This window comes from Nitrospiria bacterium (assembly GCA_035498035.1).
GTDB lineage: Bacteria > Nitrospirota > Nitrospiria > JACQBZ01 > JACQBZ01 > JACQBZ01.
The window spans coordinates 106,210-126,657 of the sequence record DATKAN010000026.1 but is presented as its reverse complement, the minus strand read 5'-3'; the positions used below and the strand labels follow the sequence as shown (position 1 = coordinate 126,657).

The window sequence follows — 20,448 nt, the reverse complement described above, 5'->3', positions numbered from 1 at the left end:
AGGGCCTGGCACAAGGGGCCTACGATCAAAAGCGGGTTTTTGAATGAAGATGAACACGAAAACATTTTTCATTTTTTCCAAATCTTCTGTATAATTTCCCCTTATAAATCGTATAAGAAAAGAGTCGCCCTCCAAGATATCATAGGGAAAACAAAAGAGACCGTATCGTGAACGAGCAGGAGGTTCTAAAAATTGTAATTCAGAGGCTGGAATCGGCCGGGATGCCATATATGGTGACAGGCTCGATCGCCGCGAATTTCTATACCGTCCCTAGAATGACAAGGGATATTGATATCATCATCGAGGTCGGAGAGGAAAAGATCGAGAAACTATTCTCCCTTTTCTCGAATGACTTTTATATTGACCGGGATGTCGTGAAACACGCGCTTCAAAGCAAGGGAATGTTCAACATCATTCATCGGGAAGGAGTCGTTAAAGTTGACTTTATCATTAGAAAAGATACAGAATACCGCCGGGTCGAATTTGAACGCAGGCGCACCGTCGAGTTTGAGGGGTCAAGGGTTTTTGTGGCCTCACCGGAGGACCTCATCCTATCCAAATTGGATTGGGCCAACGACAGCCAATCCGAAATGCAGATCAGGGATGTAAAAAATCTCCTTCAGACCGTACCCGATTTGGATCGGCGGTACATTCAAAAGTGGGTGGCCAAACTGGGACTCCAGAAAATCTATCAAGAGGCAAACAGATGAGAGACACACCTCCTGAAGTGGAAGCTCGCTTCAATGCGATGATCATGGAGAAGAGCGGGCAGGATCGATTGAAGATGGGATTTTCCATGTTCGACCTGGCCCGCCGCCAGGTCCTGGCATCCATTCTGACGAATCATCCGAACGCCGATCAGCGGGAGATCCGGAGAGAGATCTTTCTACGTTTTTACGGACAGGACTTTTCTCCAAAGGAACAGAAAAAGATTCTGGCTCAGATCGGATGATCGCAGCCGGTTCTTAAACCGGCAGCACCATATTTCAGCGGCCATAGCCGTGAGCAGACTCGGTCCCCTCAGAATCGGCTCCGGTTTAAATTAGGTAACAAGGGGATTGAATGTAATTTCCGCAACACTCCGAGCGTCAAATGAGGAATGGGGTACTTCAGCCGGCCTTGAGTACACGAACAATGTTCCTGGCACTAGTGCGCTGGGCTTTTCCGGAAGTGCATCAAGGGGCTCCCAATCTTTAAGATGTGGGTCCGCGGTGAAGGATACTTCAATCGATCCCCCTCCCGGAACCTTGAGTTCTTTCGAACCAAAATCGACAAAACCACTGCCAACAGCGAAAGCTGCCTTTCGCCGGTACTCGCGTTCACGTTTTAGGTGAACCTCCAGCACCTGGATCTGGTGCGCCCCCGAGGATAAAACTATCGTGGCTGGTTCGCGGAAGCTAAGCCGTAGTCTGTACCAACCGGGTTCCGGAATCCTCAGAAAAGTGGAATGAGCCTCTTGGAGAATCCACTCGAATATAGAATAGCCGTTCACACACACATCTTGCGGCCGATCGAGGATTGACAGGGTTGTACCGTTGGTCAAGACGGCCCCAAGCCTTACGGAGGTCCAGGTAAGCTTGCATGCATATACATAGTCGCCGACGGAAAACCCATGTTTTTCAGTGGGGCTCTTCAGAAGAGATAAAGTATTTACGTGGTTGTCAGCGGCGATTTTGAGGGCCGGCTTAGAAAATCCGCGCTTCGATACAACGAACTTCAGATCTGCACCCACGCTTGCGGCCTTAGTAATAAAGGCATCAATGACGGGAGTACCTACAGGACCCTGTAAATCCTTGCATTCGATCACCCCAAGAACCTCGTGCCCGCCAAATTTTCCTCGTAAGACGACATCGAACTGACGCCGGTGGCCGTGTTTGTCCTTTAGCTTTTCATCGTGTTTGACTGTGATTTTAGGATCCAACCCTGCTTGGATCATCGCCACTGCACGCTCGAAGGGTCGGCCCATCCTGCGCTTTGCTGGAGACCTTTTGGTCTTAGTTCTCCGCTTCGTCATCGTTCAAATAATACTGATATCCGTTGCAACTTATCTTTATATTTATGCCGACCGGCTTAACACGTCGCCTCTATATCAGCAATGGAGCATTAGACCGCATAGCGATCTTAAGCAAAAACTCTGGCGGAGGGTAAGGGACTGACACACTCAAAGGCATGCCCAGGCACTCTGGGCCCCTAATGAACGCTTGCCTCTGATGGAAACCCCTTCTCATTAGCGTCGTTGGTTCACTTCAATCCAGGCCGCGAACGCCTCCATGAATTTTCGGAGGAAATCCCGCGTGCTTTCATTGGACAGGGTTCCGTTCGCGTCGAACAGACCCGCGGCGCCGCCGATGTAGGCCTCGGGCTGCTGTAGTGTGGGCACGTTCAGGAAGACGAGGGACTGGCGGAGATGGTGATTGGCCCCGAACGCGCCGAGCGCTCCCTGGGATACGCCGACCACGGCCCCCGGCTTGCCGTTCCATGCGCTTTTCCCGTAAGGCCGCGAACCGACATCCAGCGCGTTCTTGAGTGCCGCGGGAACGGACCGGTTGTATTCGGGAGTGACAAACAAAACGGCATCGGAGGCCCTTATCCGTTCCCGGAAAGAGACCCAGGCGGCCGGCGGATCGGCTCCATCAAGATCCTGATTATAGAGCGGCAATGGACCGATCTCGACGATCTGCAGCCTGAGGGACGCAGGCGCGACAGCCGCGAGCGCATGGGCCATCTTGCGGCTGAAGGAATCCTTGCGAAGACTCCCGACGATCACGGCAACGTTGCGCGGGGCGTTCATAGCGTTAATCGTAAACGGTAAATAGGGGAAATTTTCCCTTGAAAATAGAGCCATGGAGTATTAGACCGCATTGTGAGCCGTGTCCATCTTCCAATGTCCACCGCTCCAATGCTCTGAAATTTCGCGAAGCAAAAATTCCGGAGGGGGTAGGATTCGAACCCACGACCCTTTCGGGTAACGGTTTTCAAGACCGCCGCCTTAGGCCACTCGGCCACCCCTCCGTAAAATTTGCCTTGCAAATTTTACGGAGCGTTCGAACAATGCAGCGATAGAATTTAGACGCGAACCAAAAATAGCGTGAGAACGCGGTCTATTCTCTATTGCTCTATTTTCGCATTTATCGATCCGCCCGAATCTCCCCCACCCCGCCCATGTACGGGCGCAGGGCTTCGGGAATGAGCACGCTGCCGTCCTTTTGCTGGTAATTTTCAAGGATCGCCACGACGGTGCGGCCGATCGCCAGACCGGAACCGTTGAGCGTGTGGACGTACTCCGTCTTTTTGCCGCCCTTCAGCCGATACCGGATCCCGGCCCGCCGCGCCTGAAACGACTCGAAATTGCTGCAGGAGGATATCTCCCGAAACTGGTTCTGTCCCGGAAGCCAGACCTCGATATCGTAGGTTTTGGCCGACGAGAAACCGCTGTCCCCCGTGCAGAGCAGCACGACCCGATAATGCAGCCCGAGCCGTTGCAACACCGATTCGGCATCCCGGAGCAGCCGCTCCAGCTCTTCATACGAGCGCTCGGGCGTCGTGAATTTTACCAGCTCGACCTTGTTGAATTGATGTTGACGGATCAGACCCCGCGTGTCCTTTCCGTAGGAGCCGGCCTCGCGGCGGAAACAGGGGGTGTAGGCCGCGTAGGACAACGGCAGGCGATCCTCTTCTAATATTTCGTCCCGGTATAGGTTGGTGACCGGCACCTCGGCGGTGGGGATCAGAAAGTAATCCTCATCCCGGAGGCGAAACAGATCCTCCTCGAACTTCGGCAGTTGTCCCGTCCCGATCATGCTGGCGCGATTGACGATGACCGGCGGAAGGATCTCCTCATAGCCGTGCTCACGGACGTGGAGGTCCAGCATGAAATTCATAAGGGCCCGTTCAAGCCGGGCCCCCCGGCCTTTATAGAACACGAACCGCGCCCCCGTCACCCGGGAGGCCCGCTCAAAATCCAAGATGCCCAGTTTCTCCCCGATCTCCCAATGAGCCCGCGTCGGGAAATCCAAAGACGGTTGGGTTCCCCACCGCCGGAGTTCTTTATTTTCTTTTTCGTCCTTGCCGACCGGAACGGAGTCGTGGAGGAGGTTCGGAAGGTAGAGCAGCCGCTCCTGCAATTGTTCGTCGAGCGAGCGAATCCGTTCATCGATCTGCTTGATCCCTTCCGAGACCTGCTTCATCTCGGCCAGCAATGGATCAGCGGATTGCCGTTGCTGCTTGAGGCGGGTAATCTCATCGGAGGCCGCGTTCCGACGCTGCTTGAGCTCGTCCCCACGGACCGTAAGCTCTCGACGCTCCCGATCCACCCCGAGCAATCCTTCAAGGTCGACGGCATGCCCGCGCTCCGCCATCTTTTGTCGTACCCGATCCGTATGTTCTCGAATGTACTTGAGATCCAGCATGGCATCTTATAGGGGCCCGCATCGCCCCCTCCGCTGGCAGAGCCAGACGGAGCGATTCGACTGAGCTCGTCGAAGTTCTCCCCTTCCCGCTCACGTTGTTCGCTGGCAAGATATGCAAGGCCGAGGCCCGTGAATATCTTCTCAACCCCCGCCAAACACCGTGGTTATCGAAATTTGGAATCTAACATGCAGTTGGAAAATAGTCAATAGCGGTCCACGACGGTACGCGTGCGCGAAGTTCTCCTTGACGACCCGTGAATTCCTTGCTATGATGGGACCCCGAAACGGATGGCCCGCACCGACGGTTGAGGAACCGGCCTTCCAGCCGGTGATTCTCCCATCCGGGTGGAGAAAGTCCCTATTTTGATTCGCTCGCTAACTCCCCTCTCACAGACGGGATTGCACTCGCAGTGCGGATTCGAAAATCATTCCCCATGACCGTTCTCGAGCATTTGATAAGACCCTGTTTCTTCTTATTCAAGGTTTCGCTTCTCGTGAACGCGCTCGGCCTGTTCGCAGGGGTCACGGGGGGATCGGCCGCCGAGGCACCAAAAACAAGTCCGCCCCGGGCGGCGTCGCCGCCCGGTATGATCCTGATCCCGCAGGGGCCCTTCATCATGGGGTCGGATGCCCGATGGCCGGACGAAGGTCCCATGCATACGGTCTATCTGGACGGCTTCTACATCGATAAATTCGAGGTGACCAATATTCTTTACCAGAAATTCATCGAGTCGACCGGACGGCCCGCCCCGGGCGACTGGATCGGCAACGCCTATCCTCCCAACAACGGCAACCATCCGGTCGTTTTCGTAAGCTGGTATGACGCCAACGACTTTTGTCATTGGGCCGGCAAGCGCCTCCCGACGGATATCGAATGGGAAAAGGCGGCCCGCGGCCGGGACGGACGCTGGTTCCCTTGGGGGAACGACTTCGATCCCAAAAAGGCGAACGTTCCTCAGTTGAAATTGGGAGGGACCACCCCCGTCGGAAGTTTTCCGAAGGGCAACAGCCCCTACGGGGTCTCGGACATGGCCGGCAATGTCTGGGAGTGGACGGCCAGCTGGTACAAGGCCTATCCGGGGAATAAACGCCCCACCGAAAACTACGGGGAAAAATACCGCGTGCTGAAAGGCGGATCATGGATCGATTGTTCGGGCTACCACTGCGGGATCAGCGCCCCGAACTTCAACCGCAGCTTTTTTAATCCCGGAACGAAAAACAACGGCTTCGGATTTCGGTGCGCCAAATCCCTATAACACCTCCCCCATGGAAGGATAGCCTTTTCTAATGTTCCGCCTCATAATGCGCCCCCTCTTCCTGATTGTCGGCCTGGTGGTCATCGCGGGATGCCCCAAAAATCGGACCCCGCCGGCGGGGATGGTTCTCGTTCCGGCGGGCGAATTCATCATGGGCAGCAATAAAGTCGATACGGAAGGCAAGGCCACCGAATTCGGGACGGTGAAACCCTGGTATCTGGACGAACACCCCCAACACAAGGTCCATCTTCAGGATTATTTCATGGACAAGTATGAAGTGACCAATGCCGCCTACAAGCCGTTCGTGATTGCCACGGGCTCCCGGCCGCCGGAGAACTGGCCCTCCGGCCAGATCACGCCCGGCCGCGAAAATTACCCGGTGGTGTACGTCAACTGGTACGACGCGGAGCGGTTCTGCCGCTGGGCCGGGAAACGCCTTCCGACCGAGGCGGAGTGGGAAAAAGCCGCCCGAGGAACGGACGGTCGTGACTATCCCTGGGGCAACGAATTCGATGCGACCAAGGCCAATACCGGGGACACCGGCATCGGTGATTTGACCCCGGTCGGCCATTTTGAAGCCGGAAAGAGCCCTTACGGCGTCTACGACATGGCCGGGAACGTCTGGGAATGGACCTCGGACTGGTATCAGCCTTACCCCGGTTCCGACTATACCAGCGAAACCTTCGGTGAGAAATTCAAGGTCATCCGAGGCAGCAGTTGGGGCGGCATGGGCCACTATGCCATTCCGTACTTTTATCGAACCTCCTATCGTTTCTATATCAGTCCTGAAGGGACTTATCCGGACGCCGGTTTCCGTTGCGCCAAAGATCTAAAATAGGGTGCCCGTACGCATAAATAAGAGGTTGACAAAATCCATAATGATCGGCTATAGTACAAAAGTACACACCGCAAGAAGCCGATTCTTCAACAGGGAATGAAATCCATACAGCTCCTCTTTATATTAAGACATACAGCGTAGATTTCAGCGGCCTTGAGTCGATCCCGGTGAACTATCCACCAATATATTACTCTTCTCACCCAACTTGAAAAACTGCTTCATTGTCAGCCAAGTGGATGAAGAGACTTTTGACACGAACCATCAAGAACTTAAAAAGCGTACGTTCAAATTTGCCCAGGGTCTTGCTTGACGCAAGGCGGGCTACGGCCGAGAGCGCATAGAATGGACAACGTCAAGGAGAACCGCATGAATCTTCAAGAATTAAAGGAAAAAAATATTGCCGAGTTAAACGACGTCGCAAAGGATCTGAAGATCGACGGGGCCAGCAACTTGAGAAAACAGGAGCTGATCTTCGCGATCCTTCAGGCCCAGGCCGAAAAGAACGGCGTCATCTATGGAGAGGGCGTCCTGGAAACGCTTCCGGACGGCTTCGGATTTCTGCGCGCGCCGGACTATAATTACCTGCCCGGGCCGGATGACATCTATATTTCCCCCTCTCAAATCCGCCGCTTCAATCTCCGGACCGGCGACATCGTTTCCGGACAGATCCGTCCACCCAAAGAAGGGGAACGGTATTTCGCCCTCTTGAAGGTGGAGAAGGTCAATCTTGAAGACCCGGAAACGGCGCGGGACAAGATCCTTTTCGACAACCTCACCCCCCTCTATCCGGAGGAAAAGATACGCCTGGAACACGACCCCCTGGAATTGTCGACGCGGGTCATGGAACTGATCACGCCGATCGGAAAGGGTCAGCGCGGATTGATCGTCGCCTCTCCCCGCACCGGCAAAACGGTCCTGCTTCAGAATATCGCGAAGGCCGTCCTCTCCAATCATCCCGAAATCACATTAATCGTCCTGTTGATCGATGAGCGGCCCGAAGAGGTCACGGATTGGCAGCGCCAGGTCAAGGCCGAGGTTGTCAGTTCCACCTTCGATGAGCCCGCGCAGCGCCACGCCCAGGTCGCCGAAATGGTTCTGGAGAAGGCCAAGCGCCTGGTCGAGCACAAACGCGACGTGGTAATCCTGCTGGACAGCATCACCCGGCTGGCCCGGGCCTACAACTCCATCATCCCGCCCAGCGGCAAGGTTTTGTCGGGCGGCCTGGACGCCAACGCCCTCCAGCGCCCCAAACGCTTCTTCGGTTCGGCGCGGAACATCGAAAACGGCGGAAGCCTGACGATCATGGCGACGGCCCTGGTCGACACCGGCAGCCGGATGGACGACGTCATTTTTGAAGAATTCAAGGGAACGGGAAATATGGAAGTCCATCTCGACCGAAAGCTGGCCGATAAGCGCGTGTTCCCCTCGATCGACATCAATCAGTCCGGAACCCGCAAAGAAGAACTCCTGGTGGACAAGGACGATTTGAACAAGATGTGGATTCTGCGGAAGGTTTTGAGCCCCCTATCGACCGTGGAAAGCATGGAATTCCTGATCGACAAAATCAAAAACACCAAAACCAACAAAGAGTTCCTCGAATCGATGAACAAGTAGCCTCCCCGATCCGCTCGCCTCGAATCGAACGCAAAAAAAACATTTCGATTCCCTGCCCGCTGCGGTTGGCAGACTGCCGGTCGGTCAAAGCGTTTCCAATCGGGCCCTTTTCATACGAAATTAAAAATGTTATAATGGCCTGTTTTATAGACACAACCAAGATCCCATCGAGCCGTCGGGTCCCGCGGTGCACGGCGAGCGAGAGGGATCGGCTCAAAAGGCCCCGCTGGTGGGAACGAGGATCGGGCTTGGCCCGCCCGATCGCGGGGCGTGGGGGCTTGGAGGAGCGAAGCCCGCAAGGGCCCTCAAAGATAACGGTGGGCACCTGAGCCCTTACAAGTAGAGGAGGATCAAATGAAAGAAGGGATTCATCCGGCGTATCAACCGACCGACATCACCTGCGCCTGCGGGAGTGTCATTAAGACCCGCTCGACCCGGAACGACATCCATGTGGAGATCTGTTCCGCCTGCCATCCTTTTTTTACGGGCACGCAGAAGCTGATCGACACGGAAGGCCGCGTCGAACGGTTTCGGAAAAAGTACAAAAAGCCATAAGCTTCAAATCCTATGACGATGAACGATCAGGTTTTCATACAAAAGCTTGAGATGATTCAGGATAAATTCGACGGATTGACTCGGGCCCTAAGCGATCCCAAAGTTATCGCGGATCAGTCCCAATTTCAGCGTCTGGCCAAGGAGCGCGCCGATCTCGAAGAGGTCATGGAACAGTACCGGCAATTCAAGGTCGTTCTCAAAGAGATCGAGGCAACCGAAGAAATGCTTCGGGACGCTCGGGCGGAAGCCGGCTTGAGGGAGATGGCGGAACACGAGCGCCAGGAACTTTTAAAGCGTAAAGACATGCGGGAGCAGCAGCTCAAGCGCCTCTTGTTGCCCAGGGATCCCCGCGATGACAAGAACACCATTCTGGAGATCCGGGCCGGCACCGGAGGCGACGAGGCCGCTCTCTTTGCGGCTGAATTGTTCCGGATGTATACGCGGTATGCCGAGAATCACCGGTGGCATGTCGAGATCATGAGCTCCAGTCCGACCGGGATCGGGGGATTAAAAGAGGTCATCGTTGCGATCGAAGGTAAAGGCGCCTACCGCCATTTAAAATTTGAAAGCGGGGTCCATCGCGTTCAGCGCGTCCCCGTCACCGAGGCGGGCGGGCGCATTCATACCTCGGCCGTCACGGTGGCGGTGCTCCCGGAAGCGGAGGAGGTGGACATCACGATCGACCCGAGCGATCTCCGGATCGATACGTTCTGCGCCTCCGGGCCCGGAGGCCAGGGCGTCAACACAACCCATTCGGCCGTCCGGATCACACACGTCCCGACCGGCACGGTCGTGAGCTGTCAGGATGAACGATCCCAACTCAAGAACAGAACAAAGGCCATGCGCGTGCTTCGCGCACGGCTCTTGGAAGTCGAGCAGAACCGGCAGGAGGCCGAAATGGCCAAGGCGCGGAAATCCCAGGTGGGCACGGGGGATCGTAGCGAAAAGATACGCACGTACAATTTCCCCCAAAATCGGATCACCGATCACCGGATCGGGTTGACGTTGCACCGCCTGACCCAGGTGCTCGACGGGGATCTGGACGAGCTGTTTGACGCCCTGATCGCGGCCGACCAGGCCGACCGGCTCAACACGGTCATGGCCTCCTGATCACGACCACCGAATGAGAACAGAACCAAATCATGACGATTCGATTGAAGAAAAATTCTATGCCTCTTCAGGAACTCCTTCGAACGGCGACGCATCGGCTGACCGAGGCCGGGATTCCGGACGGCCGCCGGGAAGCCGAAACCCTGATCGCCGAAACCCTGACCTGCACGCGCCTGGACCTCTACCGGGCTGATCCCGTATCTCTTGATCCCGAGCAACAGGAAACCTTTATGGGCCTGATTCGCCGCCGGGCCCTCCGGGAACCCCTCCAATACATCCTCGGCGTGCAGGAATTCTGGGGGCTGGAATTCCGGGTTACAACGGACACGTTGATTCCCCGGCCCGAGACGGAGCTGCTCATCGAGGCCGTTTTGGAGCAGTTTGGCCGGCCGGGAGGGCCGATCACGCTGGTCGATCTCTGCACCGGCACGGGCTGTCTGGCCGTCACGCTGGGCCGGCTTTATCCGGCGGCTCGGATCCTTGCGACCGATCGCTCGCCCGCCGCGCTCGATGTCGCGCGCTTGAACGCCTTACGTCACGAGATGATCGGGCGGATCGAATTTCTGGAAGGCGATCTGCTGGAGCCCTTGTCCTCGATGCGTTTACACGAAAAAATTGACGTCATGACGGCCAATCCTCCCTACGTTCCGGCCGAAGAACTGGATCGACTGCAGCCGGAGGTGAGGTTTCATGAACCCCGGATCGCCCTCAACGGCGGATGCGACGGGTTGGATTACTACCGTCGGATTTTGCCCGGCGCCCTGGGGTTTCTTCGCCCCGGCGGACGCCTCTTTCTTGAGGTCGGGATCCGGCAGGCGTCCCCCGTCCGCGTGATGGCTGAGCAGAACGGCTGGCGGATTGATCAGATAAGAAAGGATCTGGCGGGGGTTGATCGGGTGATTGTTCTAACAAAACCATGAATCAAGTCGATGCTGCCGGTTCTGCTCGCAGGTTTCAAATCAGCGAGCAAAGGGAGCGAGAGGGGGGAGGACTTCGACGAGCTCAGTCGAGTCGCTCCAACCGGCTCTGCCAGCGGAGAGGGCGACGCGAGCCCCTATAACCGATGGATAAAATTTTAATCAAAGGCGGTAAGCCGCTCAAAGGCGAGGTGGCGGTGAGCGGGGCCAAGAATGCCGCGCTGCCCATCCTTGCGGCGACCCTTCTGAGCCGGGCGGAACTCCGGGTCCGGAACATTCCGAGGCTGATGGACGTGGCGACGATCAAACGCCTCTTGATTCATCTCGGCGCCTTGGTCGATGATGACGGTCAGGGGAGGTGGGCGGTTCGGATGCCCGCGCTGGCCCGTCACGATGCCCCTTATGAGCTGGTTAAAACGATGCGCGCCTCGGTCCTGGTCCTGGGTCCGCTGGCCGCGCGCTTCGGCGAGGCCCGAGTTTCACTTCCGGGGGGCTGCGCGATCGGAGCCCGGCCCATCAATCTTCACTTGATGGGGTTGGAAAAGATGGGGGCCGAGATCCAGATCGAGCACGGTTATGTCACGGTCAAGGCCCGACGTCTCAAGGGCGCCCGGATACACTTGGATCTTCCCTCGGTCACGGGCACGGAGAATCTCATGATGGCCGCCACCCTGGCCGACGGGGTCACGGTAATCGAAAATGCCGCCCGCGAGCCGGAGGTGGCCGATCTGGCTTACTTTCTGATTCGGTGCGGCGCGAAAATCAAGGGGGCCGGCACGGACGTCGTCACGATCGACGGAGTCGAATCGTTAAACGACCCCTGCGCCTACCAAATCATGCCGGATCGCATCGAGGCCGGAACTTTCCTGACCGCCGCCGCCATAACACGAGGGGCCGTCTTCGTCCGCGGCTGCGCCCCCGGGTATCTGGACGCCGTTTTGCAAAAGCTGCGTGAGGCCGGCGTCCAGATTGGTGAGGAAGGGGACGGCGTGCGGGCCACGGCAACGGGGCGGATCGCCGCGGTGGATATCAAGACGAACCCGTATCCGGGATTCCCGACGGACATGCAGGCTCAGATCATGGCCCTGATGACGCTCTCCGACGGCCTGAGCGTAATCACCGAAACGGTGTTTGAGAATCGGTTCTCGCACGTGGCCGAACTCCGACGCATGGGCGCGGATATCCATGTTCAGGGAAACAATGCGGTGATTAAAGGGACCTCGCGCTTGAGCGGGGCGCCGGTGATGGCCTCGGACCTCCGGGCCAGCGCCGGCCTGGTCCTTGCGGGCCTGGCCGCGGAAGGAGAGACCGAGATCTCGCGCGTCTATCACCTGGACAGGGGCTACGAAAAGATCGAACAGAAATTTTCAAACCTCGGGGGAGAGATCGCCCGGATTAAGCAACCCTCATGAAAGACACCGTCACCATTGCATTGCCGAAAGGGCGCCTGCTCAATCCGTCCATCGCCCTTTTCAGGAAGAACGGACTCCTTCCGCGGGGTCTAAAGGCCGATAGCCGCAAACTCCTGTTCGAAAACGCCCCTCACCGGCTCCGCATGGTGATCGTGCGTGCGGTGGATGTGCCGACCTACGTCGAGTACGGGGCGGCCGACATGGGCATCGCCGGCAAAGACGTCCTTCTGGAACAGGAGCCCGACGTGTACGAACCGCTCGACCTTCGCTTCGGGGCCTGCCGGATCGTGGTGGCCGGACCCCGAACGGCCGCCGTGACGCCCAGCTGGTCTTCGGCCAAACTCAAGATTGCGACGAAATATCCCAAGATCGCGGAGCGATATTTCAACGAAAAGGGTCTGCCGGTCGAGATCATCCGGCTGTCGGGGGCGATCGAGCTGGCACCTTTGGTGGGATTGTCGGAACAGATCGTGGACTTGATCACCACCGGGACGACCCTGCGGGAAAACCACCTCGAGGAGCAGGCGGTCATCGCACAGTCCACCGCCCGATTGATCGTGAATCGGGCCAGCCTCAAAACAAAATCCAAGACGATCACGGAGCTGATCCAACGTCTGGAGAAAACGATCGGCGAGACGACGGCATGAAATTGATCCGGATCAATTCAAAAACCCCGGCCGGGGCGTGGCTGGCACGCCTGCGGCGGACTTCCTCGACTCCCAGAGGCGTCGAAACGACGGTCCGGACGGTCCTGGAGGCGGTTCGACGACGGGGAGATGCCGCCGTCCTTCGTTATTCGCGCGATTTTGATCAGGTCCGTCTCACGGCCGACCGACTTCGGATCCGTCCGGAGCGGATCAAGGAGGCCTACCGTCAAGTGGCCCCCGAGGCCGTGGACTCCCTTCGATTTGCCGCCGATCGAATCCGCTCGTTCCACGAACGGCAAAAGCCGAAGAGCTGGAGCTATGAAGAGCAGCAGATCACCCTGGGCCAATTGGTGCGCCCCCTGGACCGGGTCGGGATCTACGTCCCCGGAGGGAAAGCGGCCTATCCGTCTTCCGTATTGATGAACGCCGTTCCGGCCAAGGTGGCCGGCGTTCCGGAAGTCGTGATGTGCACGCCGACCCCTGGAGGCGGGATGAACCCTCACCTGCTCGTCGCGGCCGATCTGGCCGGCGTCGACGAAATCTACGCGGTCGGCGGCGCGCAGGCGATCGGCGCGATGGCCTACGGGACCAAGACCATCGCCCGGGTGGACAAGATCGTCGGGCCCGGAAACATTTACGTCGCCACGGCCAAACGGCTCGTTTTCGGGCTGGTGGACATCGATATGATCGCCGGACCCAGCGAGATCGTCGTGATCGCGGACGATACGGCCGACCCCCGTTTCGTCGCGGCCGACCTGCTGTCCCAGGCCGAACATGACGAGCTTGCGATCTCGATCCTGATCACTCCCAGCGATTCGCTGATCCGAAAAGTCCGGACGCGGATGAAGGAACAGATCGAACGGCTTCCGAGAAAAAAGATCATCGCCCAGGCGCTCCGTCGTTCGGGAAAAATCTTCCGAGTGAGAGACCTGGCCCAGGCCGTGGCCATGGCCAATGCGATCGCACCGGAACATCTCGAACTGGCCGTGGACCAACCGGACCGTCTGCTCCCGGAGGTCAAGCATGCCGGGGCCGTCTTTCTCGGCCACTACACCACCGAGTCCCTCGGCGATTACGTGGCGGGGCCGAACCATGTCCTGCCGACCGGCGGAACCGCACGCTTCTCTTCGCCCCTGTCGGTGGACGACTTTGTGAAGAAAACCAGCCTCCTTGCGTTCAGCCGTGAAGGCCTTTCACGGGTCAAGGATGCGGCCATTCGGATCGCCGAGATGGAGGGGCTGCAGGCGCATGCCCGTGCCGTGGAGGTTCGCACTCAATGAAGACGCGTCGGGCGGAAGTTCAAAGGAAGACCACCGAAACCCAAGTAAAAGTCCGGCTGGATCTGGACGGCACCGGAAGGAGCCGTGTCCAAACCACGATGCCGTTTTTGGATCACATGCTCACCCTGATGGCCAAACACGGCCGGATGGATCTCGCGGTCATGGCGCGGGGCGACACGGAGGTTGATTTTCATCATACGGTGGAGGATATCGGAATCGTTTTGGGAGAGGCCGTTTCCAAGGCGCTTCGTGACAAGAAGGGGATCAAACGGTACGGTTCCTTTTCCGTACCGATGGATGAAGCGATCGCCCGGGTGGATCTGGACCTTTCCGGACGACCGTATCTGATCTACCAGGTTCCGCTACCAAGGAAAAACAAGATCCGGGACTTCGATGTGGAGCTCATTGAGGAGTTTTTCAAGGCGTTCGTCGTTCACAGCGGGACTACGCTCCATATCAATGTCCCCTACGGAAAGAATCCCCACCATGTGCTCGAGGCCATCTTCAAGGCCTTCGGACGGGCCCTGGATCTGGCGGTGCAGATGGATGCGCGAACGCGCGGCGTTCCGTCCACGAAGGGTAAATTGTAAGGGAGCGACCGGGGGGACGCCCCACCTGCTTTGGGGTTCACCTAGCGAGCAAAGCGGGAGGCTGAAAATTTCCCGCCAAGGGATTTTTTATTGAATGGAGAATTGAGAATCGTAAGTAGGGAGATTTACCTGGCTTCGACGGGAAGCGAGGATCGGGCTTCGCCCCTCCGAGCGCGGGGTCTGGGGGCATCGAAGGAGCCACGGCATCGCACCGGCCCGCCGGATAGAATCATAGGCGGCGTGAGCCCCGAAAATAATTCAACATGATCGCCATTATTGACTACGGCATGGGCAATCTCCGAAGCGTCTCGAAGGCCTTCGAACGGCTGGGCTTTGCGGTCAACGTCACGCGCAACCCCCGCCAGATTGACGATGCAAGCCACGTTGTCCTTCCCGGCGTAGGCGCCTTTCCCGACTGCATGCGAAATCTGGAGGAACTGGGCCTGATCGATCCCGTCCTTCGAACCCTGTCGAGCGGAAAACCGTTTCTCGGGGTCTGCTTGGGATTGCAACTCCTGTTCACGGAGAGCGAGGAGTTCGGCCTTCACAAAGGCCTGGGCTGGATCCGGGGCCGCGTCGTCCGCTTTCCAGACGCGGGGCTGAAAGTCCCGCATATGGGATGGAACACACTGGAGATTCGCCAAGCCACGCCGTTACTTCAAGGCCTCCCGATGGACGCGATGTTTTATTTCGTCCATTCCTATTATGGAGTGCCCGATGATTCGGCCGTGATCGCCTCGACGACCGAATACGGACAGCCCTTTGCTTCCAGCATCGCCGTCGGCAACGTCTTCGCCTGTCAGTTTCACCCGGAAAAGAGTCAGGCGGTCGGTTTGAAGCTCCTTCGGAATTTTGCGCAATGTCGATGAAGCGGTCGGTATTTTGTGTCCTATTGGTCGGCCTGGTCGGCTGCGGGCCGAAATACATCCAAAGCTCGTTGCCGCACGAGCTTGAAAAGCACTCCGTACAGGATGTCGGCCTCATTCCCTTCGTTGTGGAACCTTCGACAACAGGCGAGATTCGTTCCGGCAAGGTCGAAGACGACGGGGCCCAAATTATCACGGACCAGTTTTACCGCAAACTGATCGAACTCCATGTCAAGGTCGTCCGTTGGGAGGGACAGCAACCTCTCCCGTCGGGCGACGGGACGCCTCTATCCGATCTCCAAAGGGCCGAACAGATCGGAAAGATTTTAAAGACGTCGACCGTGCTTTTCGGATCCGTGACGGCCTATACGGAACGGGATGGGACCGCCTATTCGATCAGTAGACCGGCCTCGGTTGGGGTTAAGGTACAACTGATTCATGCGGAAGATGGCCATCTTCTTTGGAAGGCCAGCTATAATGAAACGCAAAAATCCTTGTTTGAGGACATCTCCGCTTACAGCCTTTTCTTTAAACGCGGGTGGCGATGGCTGACGGCCTCCGAATTGTCCGAAGATGCCGTCGAACAGCTGATCGCGGCTTCTCCCTGGACCCAAAGGAAAACGAACTGATGTTGATTATCCCCGCGATCGATATCAAAGATGGAAAATGTATACGCCTCAGACAAGGGCGTCTTGGGACGGAGTCGATCTATTCGGATGATCCGCTTGCGGTGGCACAACGTTGGGAATCGGAAGGCGCGGAATTGATTCATGTCGTGGATCTGGACGGGGCGTTCAAGGGAAGGCCAATAAATCACGAACTCATTGTGAAGATGATTCAAACCGTTGATATTCCCATCCAGGTCGCGGGAGGCATAAGGACATTGGCCGACATTGAATATTACAGGCAAAAAGAAGCGTCAAGGCTTGTCCTGGGAACTAAGGCAATGCAATCTCTACAGTTTTTGAAATCAGCATGCGACCTATTTCCGATTGGAATATCGGTCGGACTGGACGCACGGGATGGGAAGATCGTGGTGCAGGGATGGACACAACCCACCGGAGAGTCGGTAATCGATTTTGCAAAAAAGTTGACGGGACTTAGAATCGTTTCGATCATTTTTACGGACGTTCAACGGGATGGCATGCTAAAGGGACCGAATCTTGAAGCGGTTCAGGAACTCGCGCGCTCAGGAGAAATACCGGTCATCGCTTCCGGTGGGGTCGCATCCCTGGAGGATATCGACGCGCTACTCACGTTGGAGTCCTCCGGCGTAGCGGGCGTCATCATCGGGAAAGCTTTATATACCGGCGCATTCAAATTGAGCGAGGCGATTTCAAGGGCCCAGGGGGCGCACTGATGCTGGCCAAACGGATCATTCCCTGCCTGGACGTCAAGGATGGACGGGTTGTAAAAGGAATCGGATTCGTCAACCTCCGTGATGCGGGCGACCCGGTTGAGATTGCCCGGTTCTACGATACAGAAGGCGCCGATGAGCTTTGTTATCTGGACATCACCGCTTCCCACGAGAAGCGGAAGATTCTGCTGGAGGTCGTGGAACGAACGGCCGCCGAGGTGTTTATGCCGCTGACGGTCGGAGGGGGAGTCCGGACCCTGCAAGACATCCGCGATCTCTTGCTCGCGGGGGCGGACAAGGTTTCGATCAACACCGCCGCCGTGGAGGACCCCGCCTTTGTAAAGGCGGCCGTGGAACGATTCGGCAGCCAATGCATCGTGGTCGCGATCGACGCCAAACGGTCCCAGAATACCTGGATGGTTTACACCCATGGCGGGCGAAAGACGACCGGGCTGGAGGCCGTGGGGTGGGCTGTCCGGATGACCGAGGCCGGTGCGGGCGAAATTCTACTGACAAGCATGGATCAGGATGGTACTCGGAAAGGCTACGACATCGAACTCACGCGGGCCGTGTCGGACGCCGTCTCAATCCCGATTATCGCATCGGGCGGAGCGGGCAGCCTCGAGCACCTCTACGACGTATTGGCCGAGGGACGTGCCGACGCCGTCCTGGCCGCTTCGATCTTTCATTATAGACAGTACACCATTCTCGATGCCAAAACGTTTCTCGATTCCAAAGGCATCCGGGTTCGATTCCCGGCGAGGTCCCGATGACTTCTTCAAAGCGGCTGCCGCCCGGATTGAAATTCGATGAAAAAGGCTTGATCCCCGCGATTGTCCAGGATCATCGGGACGACTCGATCTTGATGATGGCCTTCATGAACCGGAAGTCCCTGGACAAGACAATGCGGACCGGGCAGGTCCATTTCTGGAGCCGCTCCCGGAAAACCCTCTGGCACAAGGGGGCCACCTCCGGGAGCTATCTGAACGTCAAGGAAATCCGGATCGATTGCGACGGAGACAGCCTGCTTATCCGCGTCGAACCGGAAGGGCCGGCCTGCCACACCGGCCAGCCGTCGTGCTTTTTCCGTGCCGTCGAGAAAGGCCGTATCCGCCGGCTTAAACCGATGTCAGCCAGGGCCTTGATTCTTGACCGCATTTATGATGTTATTTTGGACCGGAAGCGATCACCCAAAGGAAAATCCTATGTTTCCTGGTTATTGACCTCGGGCCGAGACAAAATTTTAAAAAAGATCGGGGAAGAGTCAGGGGAACTGATCATCGGCTCAAAAAATAATCGCCCATCGGAAATCATATGGGAGGTCGCCGATTTGTGGTTTCATACCCTGGTCTTGCTTGGCCACCACAATATTTCCCCCAGCGACATCTATGAAGAATTGCAGAAGCGTTTTGGAAAAATGAGCCGATTCGTTAGACAGAGGAGGACCTGACATGACCCAATGCCTGTTCTGCCGTATCATTAAAAAAGAAATCCCGGGCCGACTCGTTTATGAAGACGACGCCATCGTGGCCTTTGAAGACATCAACCCCCAGGCACCGGTACATATTCTTGTCGTACCCCGGAAGCATATCGATTCTCTGATGAACCTGACGAAGGCAGACAAGGAACTGATGGGTTCGTTGTTCCTGGTTGCGAACGGGCTGGCGAAAACACACAACCTCAACCCGTCCGGTTTTCGAATCGTGATCAACACCGGATCGGGAGGAGGGCAAACCGTCTACCATCTCCATGTTCATCTGTTGGGGGGCCGACAGATGACCTGGCCGCCGGGTTAATTCATCCCAGAATGTAATTTTGAATACGCGTTTGACGAGAGTTCGTGGAAAGACGACGCTGGTCATCGTCACAATGACGATGTCGTTATTCGGCGGCGGGTTGCCCGCGCCGACGACAGCGGCGACCGATTCGGTCGTCTCCGACGAACCGGTCAAAGTGGTCACAACGTTGCCCGTCCTCAAGGACCTGGTCCAGGAAATTGGCCGTGATCGGGTGACGGTTACCAGCCTCCTCAGCGGCCTGGAGAGCGCGCATACCTATACCCCCAAACCGGCCGACATGCTAGCGATCCAGGGAGCCCGAATGCTGGTCCGGGTCGGATTGGGACTGGAAGTCTGGCTCGACGCCTTGGTCGAAAAGGCCGGCAATCCCGCACTTTTGACTATCACAACATCTATCGGGGTCCCTGTTCTGAAGAACCGGGCTATCACCGTCCCTTCGGATGACCCGCATTCAATGGGGGATCCGCACATTTGGCTCGATCCCGAAAATGCCAAGCTGATGGTTCGCCATATTACCGAGGGTTTGATAAAGATCGACCCGGCTCATAAAAACGACTACTTCCGGAATCAGGCACGGTATATTCAGGATCTGGATCAAACCCAGCGCCGCTTGATGGTGAAGCTCAAACCGCTCCCAAATAGAAAGATCGTCACCCATCACGCCTCCTGGTCCTATTTTGCGCGGCGTTTCGGGTTTGCAGTCCGAGGGAGCATCGTTTCAGAAGTCGGGACCGAGCCTTCTGAAAAACACCTTTCCGATCTCGTTCGGATGATCAAGGCCGAAAAGATCCGAATCATCGTTTCCGAACCTCAATTGAATCCAACGCTGCCCCAGATGCTGGCCCAGCAAACCGGAGCCCACGTGGTAGTTCTGACCCCGACTCCCGGAGTCTTGCCGGGTACGGAAAACTACCGATCGATGATCGAATACAACGTAGATCAACTGATCAACGCCTTCAAGGAATAATTTTGCCCGTGTCCAAACCGACCGTGAATTTACCAAAGGCGGGTCCTGGATTTTTCAACGGGTCATCGGTCAGCGAAGACCTGGAATCCCGAATAAATTATGGGAGGGCTAGTATTGGAAAGGAAGCCGGAGGCTGAGCAACGCGCGGTTTTCATCCGGCGCCATCCGATATTCCAAGACGAGTTTGGAATTTTGAGTGAGGTCCTCCTGAAGGCTGGCCCCCAGGATATCGCGTCCGGCTAAGAAATAGGTAAGATTGGACTGAACTGATCCAAAGCTCGTCTGGAAGGTCAATCCAAAATGAACATTGTCGTTTAATATCAGACTGCTGCGAAGCACATCTCGAGGGACGGAATCAGCGCGGTTTCCGGAAGGGTTTAAGGAAGGCCCTTCAAAATTCATGTTTCCGTCCTTCACCTTCATATTGGCCGAGGTCATGGCGTGACCGTACGCTTTAAGGGTGTAGAGTAGATTCACATTGTTAACTGTATCTTGGAGGGCCCTGGAGAGGGCCTGTCTAGTTAAAAGACGGGCTTCTGAATTCCGTTCGGTATCCGACATCATGTAGGTGGAACCGGCATTTGAGTAAAGATCCCGATAATATAGAGAAAGAAGCGGGTGTTTATCATCGAGTGTCTTCTGAAAAGCTAAATCGAGATTATTTGAAAACGTGGTTATTAAAGTGCGGTTGCTTTCCTGGATAACGTCGGTTTGGGAAGGAGTAATAATAACTGTATCAAGGGCACCATCAAATGCGTATCCCGCCCGAGAGGCAAGGGCCCAGAAGGCTGAAACCAGTATTATGGACTTTAACTGGACCTTTAACACGTT

The 20,448-nt window shown here is 56.6% G+C and carries 23 protein-coding genes and 1 tRNA gene; 19 read left to right on the top strand and 5 right to left on the bottom strand.

The window, feature by feature from the left end; genetic code table 11:
• Positions 1–167: 167 nt before the first annotated feature.
• Entirely contained in the window at positions 168–710 is a 543-nt protein-coding gene (locus tag VMN77_06065) for a nucleotidyltransferase (protein HTN43346.1), read from the top strand.
• On the top strand, positions 707–952 hold the full coding sequence (locus VMN77_06060; protein ID HTN43345.1) for a hypothetical protein: 246 nt from the start codon (positions 707–709) through the stop codon (positions 950–952). Before VMN77_06065 ends, VMN77_06060 begins: the two co-directional genes overlap by 4 nt.
• 90 nt (positions 953–1,042) lie before the next feature.
• Here VMN77_06060 and VMN77_06055 read toward each other — a convergent pair whose 3' ends face one another.
• The 4 genes from VMN77_06055 to serS all read right to left on the bottom strand — a co-directional run bounded on the left by VMN77_06055 (position 1,043) and on the right by serS (position 4,409).
• Complete coding sequence (locus VMN77_06055) at positions 1,043–1,936, bottom strand: restriction endonuclease (protein HTN43344.1); 894 nt, start codon at positions 1,934–1,936, stop codon at positions 1,043–1,045.
• A gap of 291 nt (positions 1,937–2,227) precedes the next feature.
• Positions 2,228–2,791, bottom strand: coding sequence for an NAD(P)H-dependent oxidoreductase (locus tag VMN77_06050; GenBank protein HTN43343.1), 564 nt, complete (start codon positions 2,789–2,791; stop codon positions 2,228–2,230).
• 138 nt (positions 2,792–2,929) lie between these two features.
• Positions 2,930–3,012 (bottom strand) — tRNA-Ser (locus VMN77_06045).
• Positions 3,013–3,128: 116 nt separating this feature from the next.
• A complete protein-coding gene (gene serS, locus VMN77_06040) occupies positions 3,129–4,409 on the bottom strand; it encodes a serine--tRNA ligase (GenBank protein HTN43342.1) in 1,281 nt (426 codons plus the stop codon).
• Between the two features lie 434 nt (positions 4,410–4,843).
• Between serS and VMN77_06035 the strand changes: the two genes are divergently transcribed.
• The 17 genes from VMN77_06035 (at position 4,844) to VMN77_05955 (ending at position 19,617) form a co-directional block, all read left to right on the top strand.
• Positions 4,844–5,665, top strand: a complete 822-nt coding sequence (locus tag VMN77_06035; protein ID HTN43341.1) for a formylglycine-generating enzyme family protein — start codon at positions 4,844–4,846, stop codon at positions 5,663–5,665.
• Between the two features lie 31 nt (positions 5,666–5,696).
• Positions 5,697–6,503 (top strand): formylglycine-generating enzyme family protein, encoded by an 807-nt coding sequence (locus tag VMN77_06030; protein HTN43340.1) that lies wholly within the window; start codon positions 5,697–5,699, stop codon positions 6,501–6,503.
• A gap of 366 nt (positions 6,504–6,869) precedes the next feature.
• Positions 6,870–8,117 (top strand): transcription termination factor Rho, encoded by a 1,248-nt coding sequence (gene rho / locus VMN77_06025; protein ID HTN43339.1) that lies wholly within the window; start codon positions 6,870–6,872, stop codon positions 8,115–8,117.
• 354 nt (positions 8,118–8,471) lie between these two features.
• Positions 8,472–8,672, top strand: a complete 201-nt coding sequence (gene rpmE / locus VMN77_06020) for a 50S ribosomal protein L31 (protein HTN43338.1) — start codon at positions 8,472–8,474, stop codon at positions 8,670–8,672.
• Positions 8,673–8,684: 12 nt separating this feature from the next.
• Complete coding sequence (prfA, locus tag VMN77_06015; GenBank protein HTN43337.1) at positions 8,685–9,782, top strand: peptide chain release factor 1; 1,098 nt, start codon at positions 8,685–8,687, stop codon at positions 9,780–9,782.
• A gap of 32 nt (positions 9,783–9,814) precedes the next feature.
• Positions 9,815–10,702 carry a peptide chain release factor N(5)-glutamine methyltransferase gene (prmC, locus tag VMN77_06010; GenBank protein ID HTN43336.1) on the top strand — a complete coding sequence of 296 codons (888 nt, stop codon included), beginning with the start codon at positions 9,815–9,817 and terminating at the stop codon, positions 10,700–10,702.
• Between the two features lie 143 nt (positions 10,703–10,845).
• Positions 10,846–12,111: a UDP-N-acetylglucosamine 1-carboxyvinyltransferase gene (gene murA / locus VMN77_06005; GenBank protein ID HTN43335.1), complete on the top strand. Its 1,266-nt coding sequence runs from the start codon at positions 10,846–10,848 to the stop codon at positions 12,109–12,111.
• Entirely contained in the window at positions 12,108–12,758 is a 651-nt protein-coding gene (gene hisG, locus VMN77_06000; protein ID HTN43334.1) for an ATP phosphoribosyltransferase, read from the top strand. The genes murA and hisG overlap by 4 nt, the downstream gene beginning before the upstream one ends.
• Positions 12,755–14,038 (top strand): histidinol dehydrogenase, encoded by a 1,284-nt coding sequence (hisD, locus tag VMN77_05995; GenBank protein HTN43333.1) that lies wholly within the window; start codon positions 12,755–12,757, stop codon positions 14,036–14,038. The genes hisG and hisD overlap by 4 nt, the downstream gene beginning before the upstream one ends.
• Positions 14,035–14,628, top strand: a complete 594-nt coding sequence (gene hisB / locus VMN77_05990; protein HTN43332.1) for an imidazoleglycerol-phosphate dehydratase HisB — start codon at positions 14,035–14,037, stop codon at positions 14,626–14,628. Before hisD ends, hisB begins: the two co-directional genes overlap by 4 nt.
• A gap of 263 nt (positions 14,629–14,891) precedes the next feature.
• Positions 14,892–15,497: an imidazole glycerol phosphate synthase subunit HisH gene (hisH, locus tag VMN77_05985; GenBank protein HTN43331.1), complete on the top strand. Its 606-nt coding sequence runs from the start codon at positions 14,892–14,894 to the stop codon at positions 15,495–15,497.
• Positions 15,488–16,123: a hypothetical protein gene (locus VMN77_05980; GenBank protein HTN43330.1), complete on the top strand. Its 636-nt coding sequence runs from the start codon at positions 15,488–15,490 to the stop codon at positions 16,121–16,123. Before hisH ends, VMN77_05980 begins: the two co-directional genes overlap by 10 nt.
• Positions 16,123–16,854 carry a 1-(5-phosphoribosyl)-5-[(5-phosphoribosylamino)methylideneamino]imidazole-4-carboxamide isomerase gene (gene hisA, locus VMN77_05975; protein HTN43329.1) on the top strand — a complete coding sequence of 244 codons (732 nt, stop codon included), beginning with the start codon at positions 16,123–16,125 and terminating at the stop codon, positions 16,852–16,854. The genes VMN77_05980 and hisA overlap by 1 nt, the downstream gene beginning before the upstream one ends.
• The gene (gene hisF, locus VMN77_05970; protein ID HTN43328.1) at positions 16,854–17,624 is read left to right on the top strand and encodes an imidazole glycerol phosphate synthase subunit HisF; all 771 of its coding nucleotides are present in this window, start codon (positions 16,854–16,856) and stop codon (positions 17,622–17,624) included. Before hisA ends, hisF begins: the two co-directional genes overlap by 1 nt.
• A complete protein-coding gene (hisIE, locus tag VMN77_05965) occupies positions 17,621–18,301 on the top strand; it encodes a bifunctional phosphoribosyl-AMP cyclohydrolase/phosphoribosyl-ATP diphosphatase HisIE (protein ID HTN43327.1) in 681 nt (226 codons plus the stop codon). The genes hisF and hisIE overlap by 4 nt, the downstream gene beginning before the upstream one ends.
• A gap of 1 nt (position 18,302) precedes the next feature.
• Entirely contained in the window at positions 18,303–18,647 is a 345-nt protein-coding gene (locus VMN77_05960) for a histidine triad nucleotide-binding protein (GenBank protein HTN43326.1), read from the top strand.
• Positions 18,648–18,666: 19 nt separating this feature from the next.
• On the top strand, positions 18,667–19,617 hold the full coding sequence (locus VMN77_05955) for a metal ABC transporter substrate-binding protein (GenBank protein ID HTN43325.1): 951 nt from the start codon (positions 18,667–18,669) through the stop codon (positions 19,615–19,617).
• 108 nt (positions 19,618–19,725) lie between these two features.
• Here the strand turns inward: VMN77_05955 and VMN77_05950 are convergent, their stop codons facing one another.
• A complete protein-coding gene (locus VMN77_05950) occupies positions 19,726–20,445 on the bottom strand; it encodes a hypothetical protein (protein HTN43324.1) in 720 nt (239 codons plus the stop codon).
• Between the last annotated feature and the right edge of the window lie 3 nt (positions 20,446–20,448).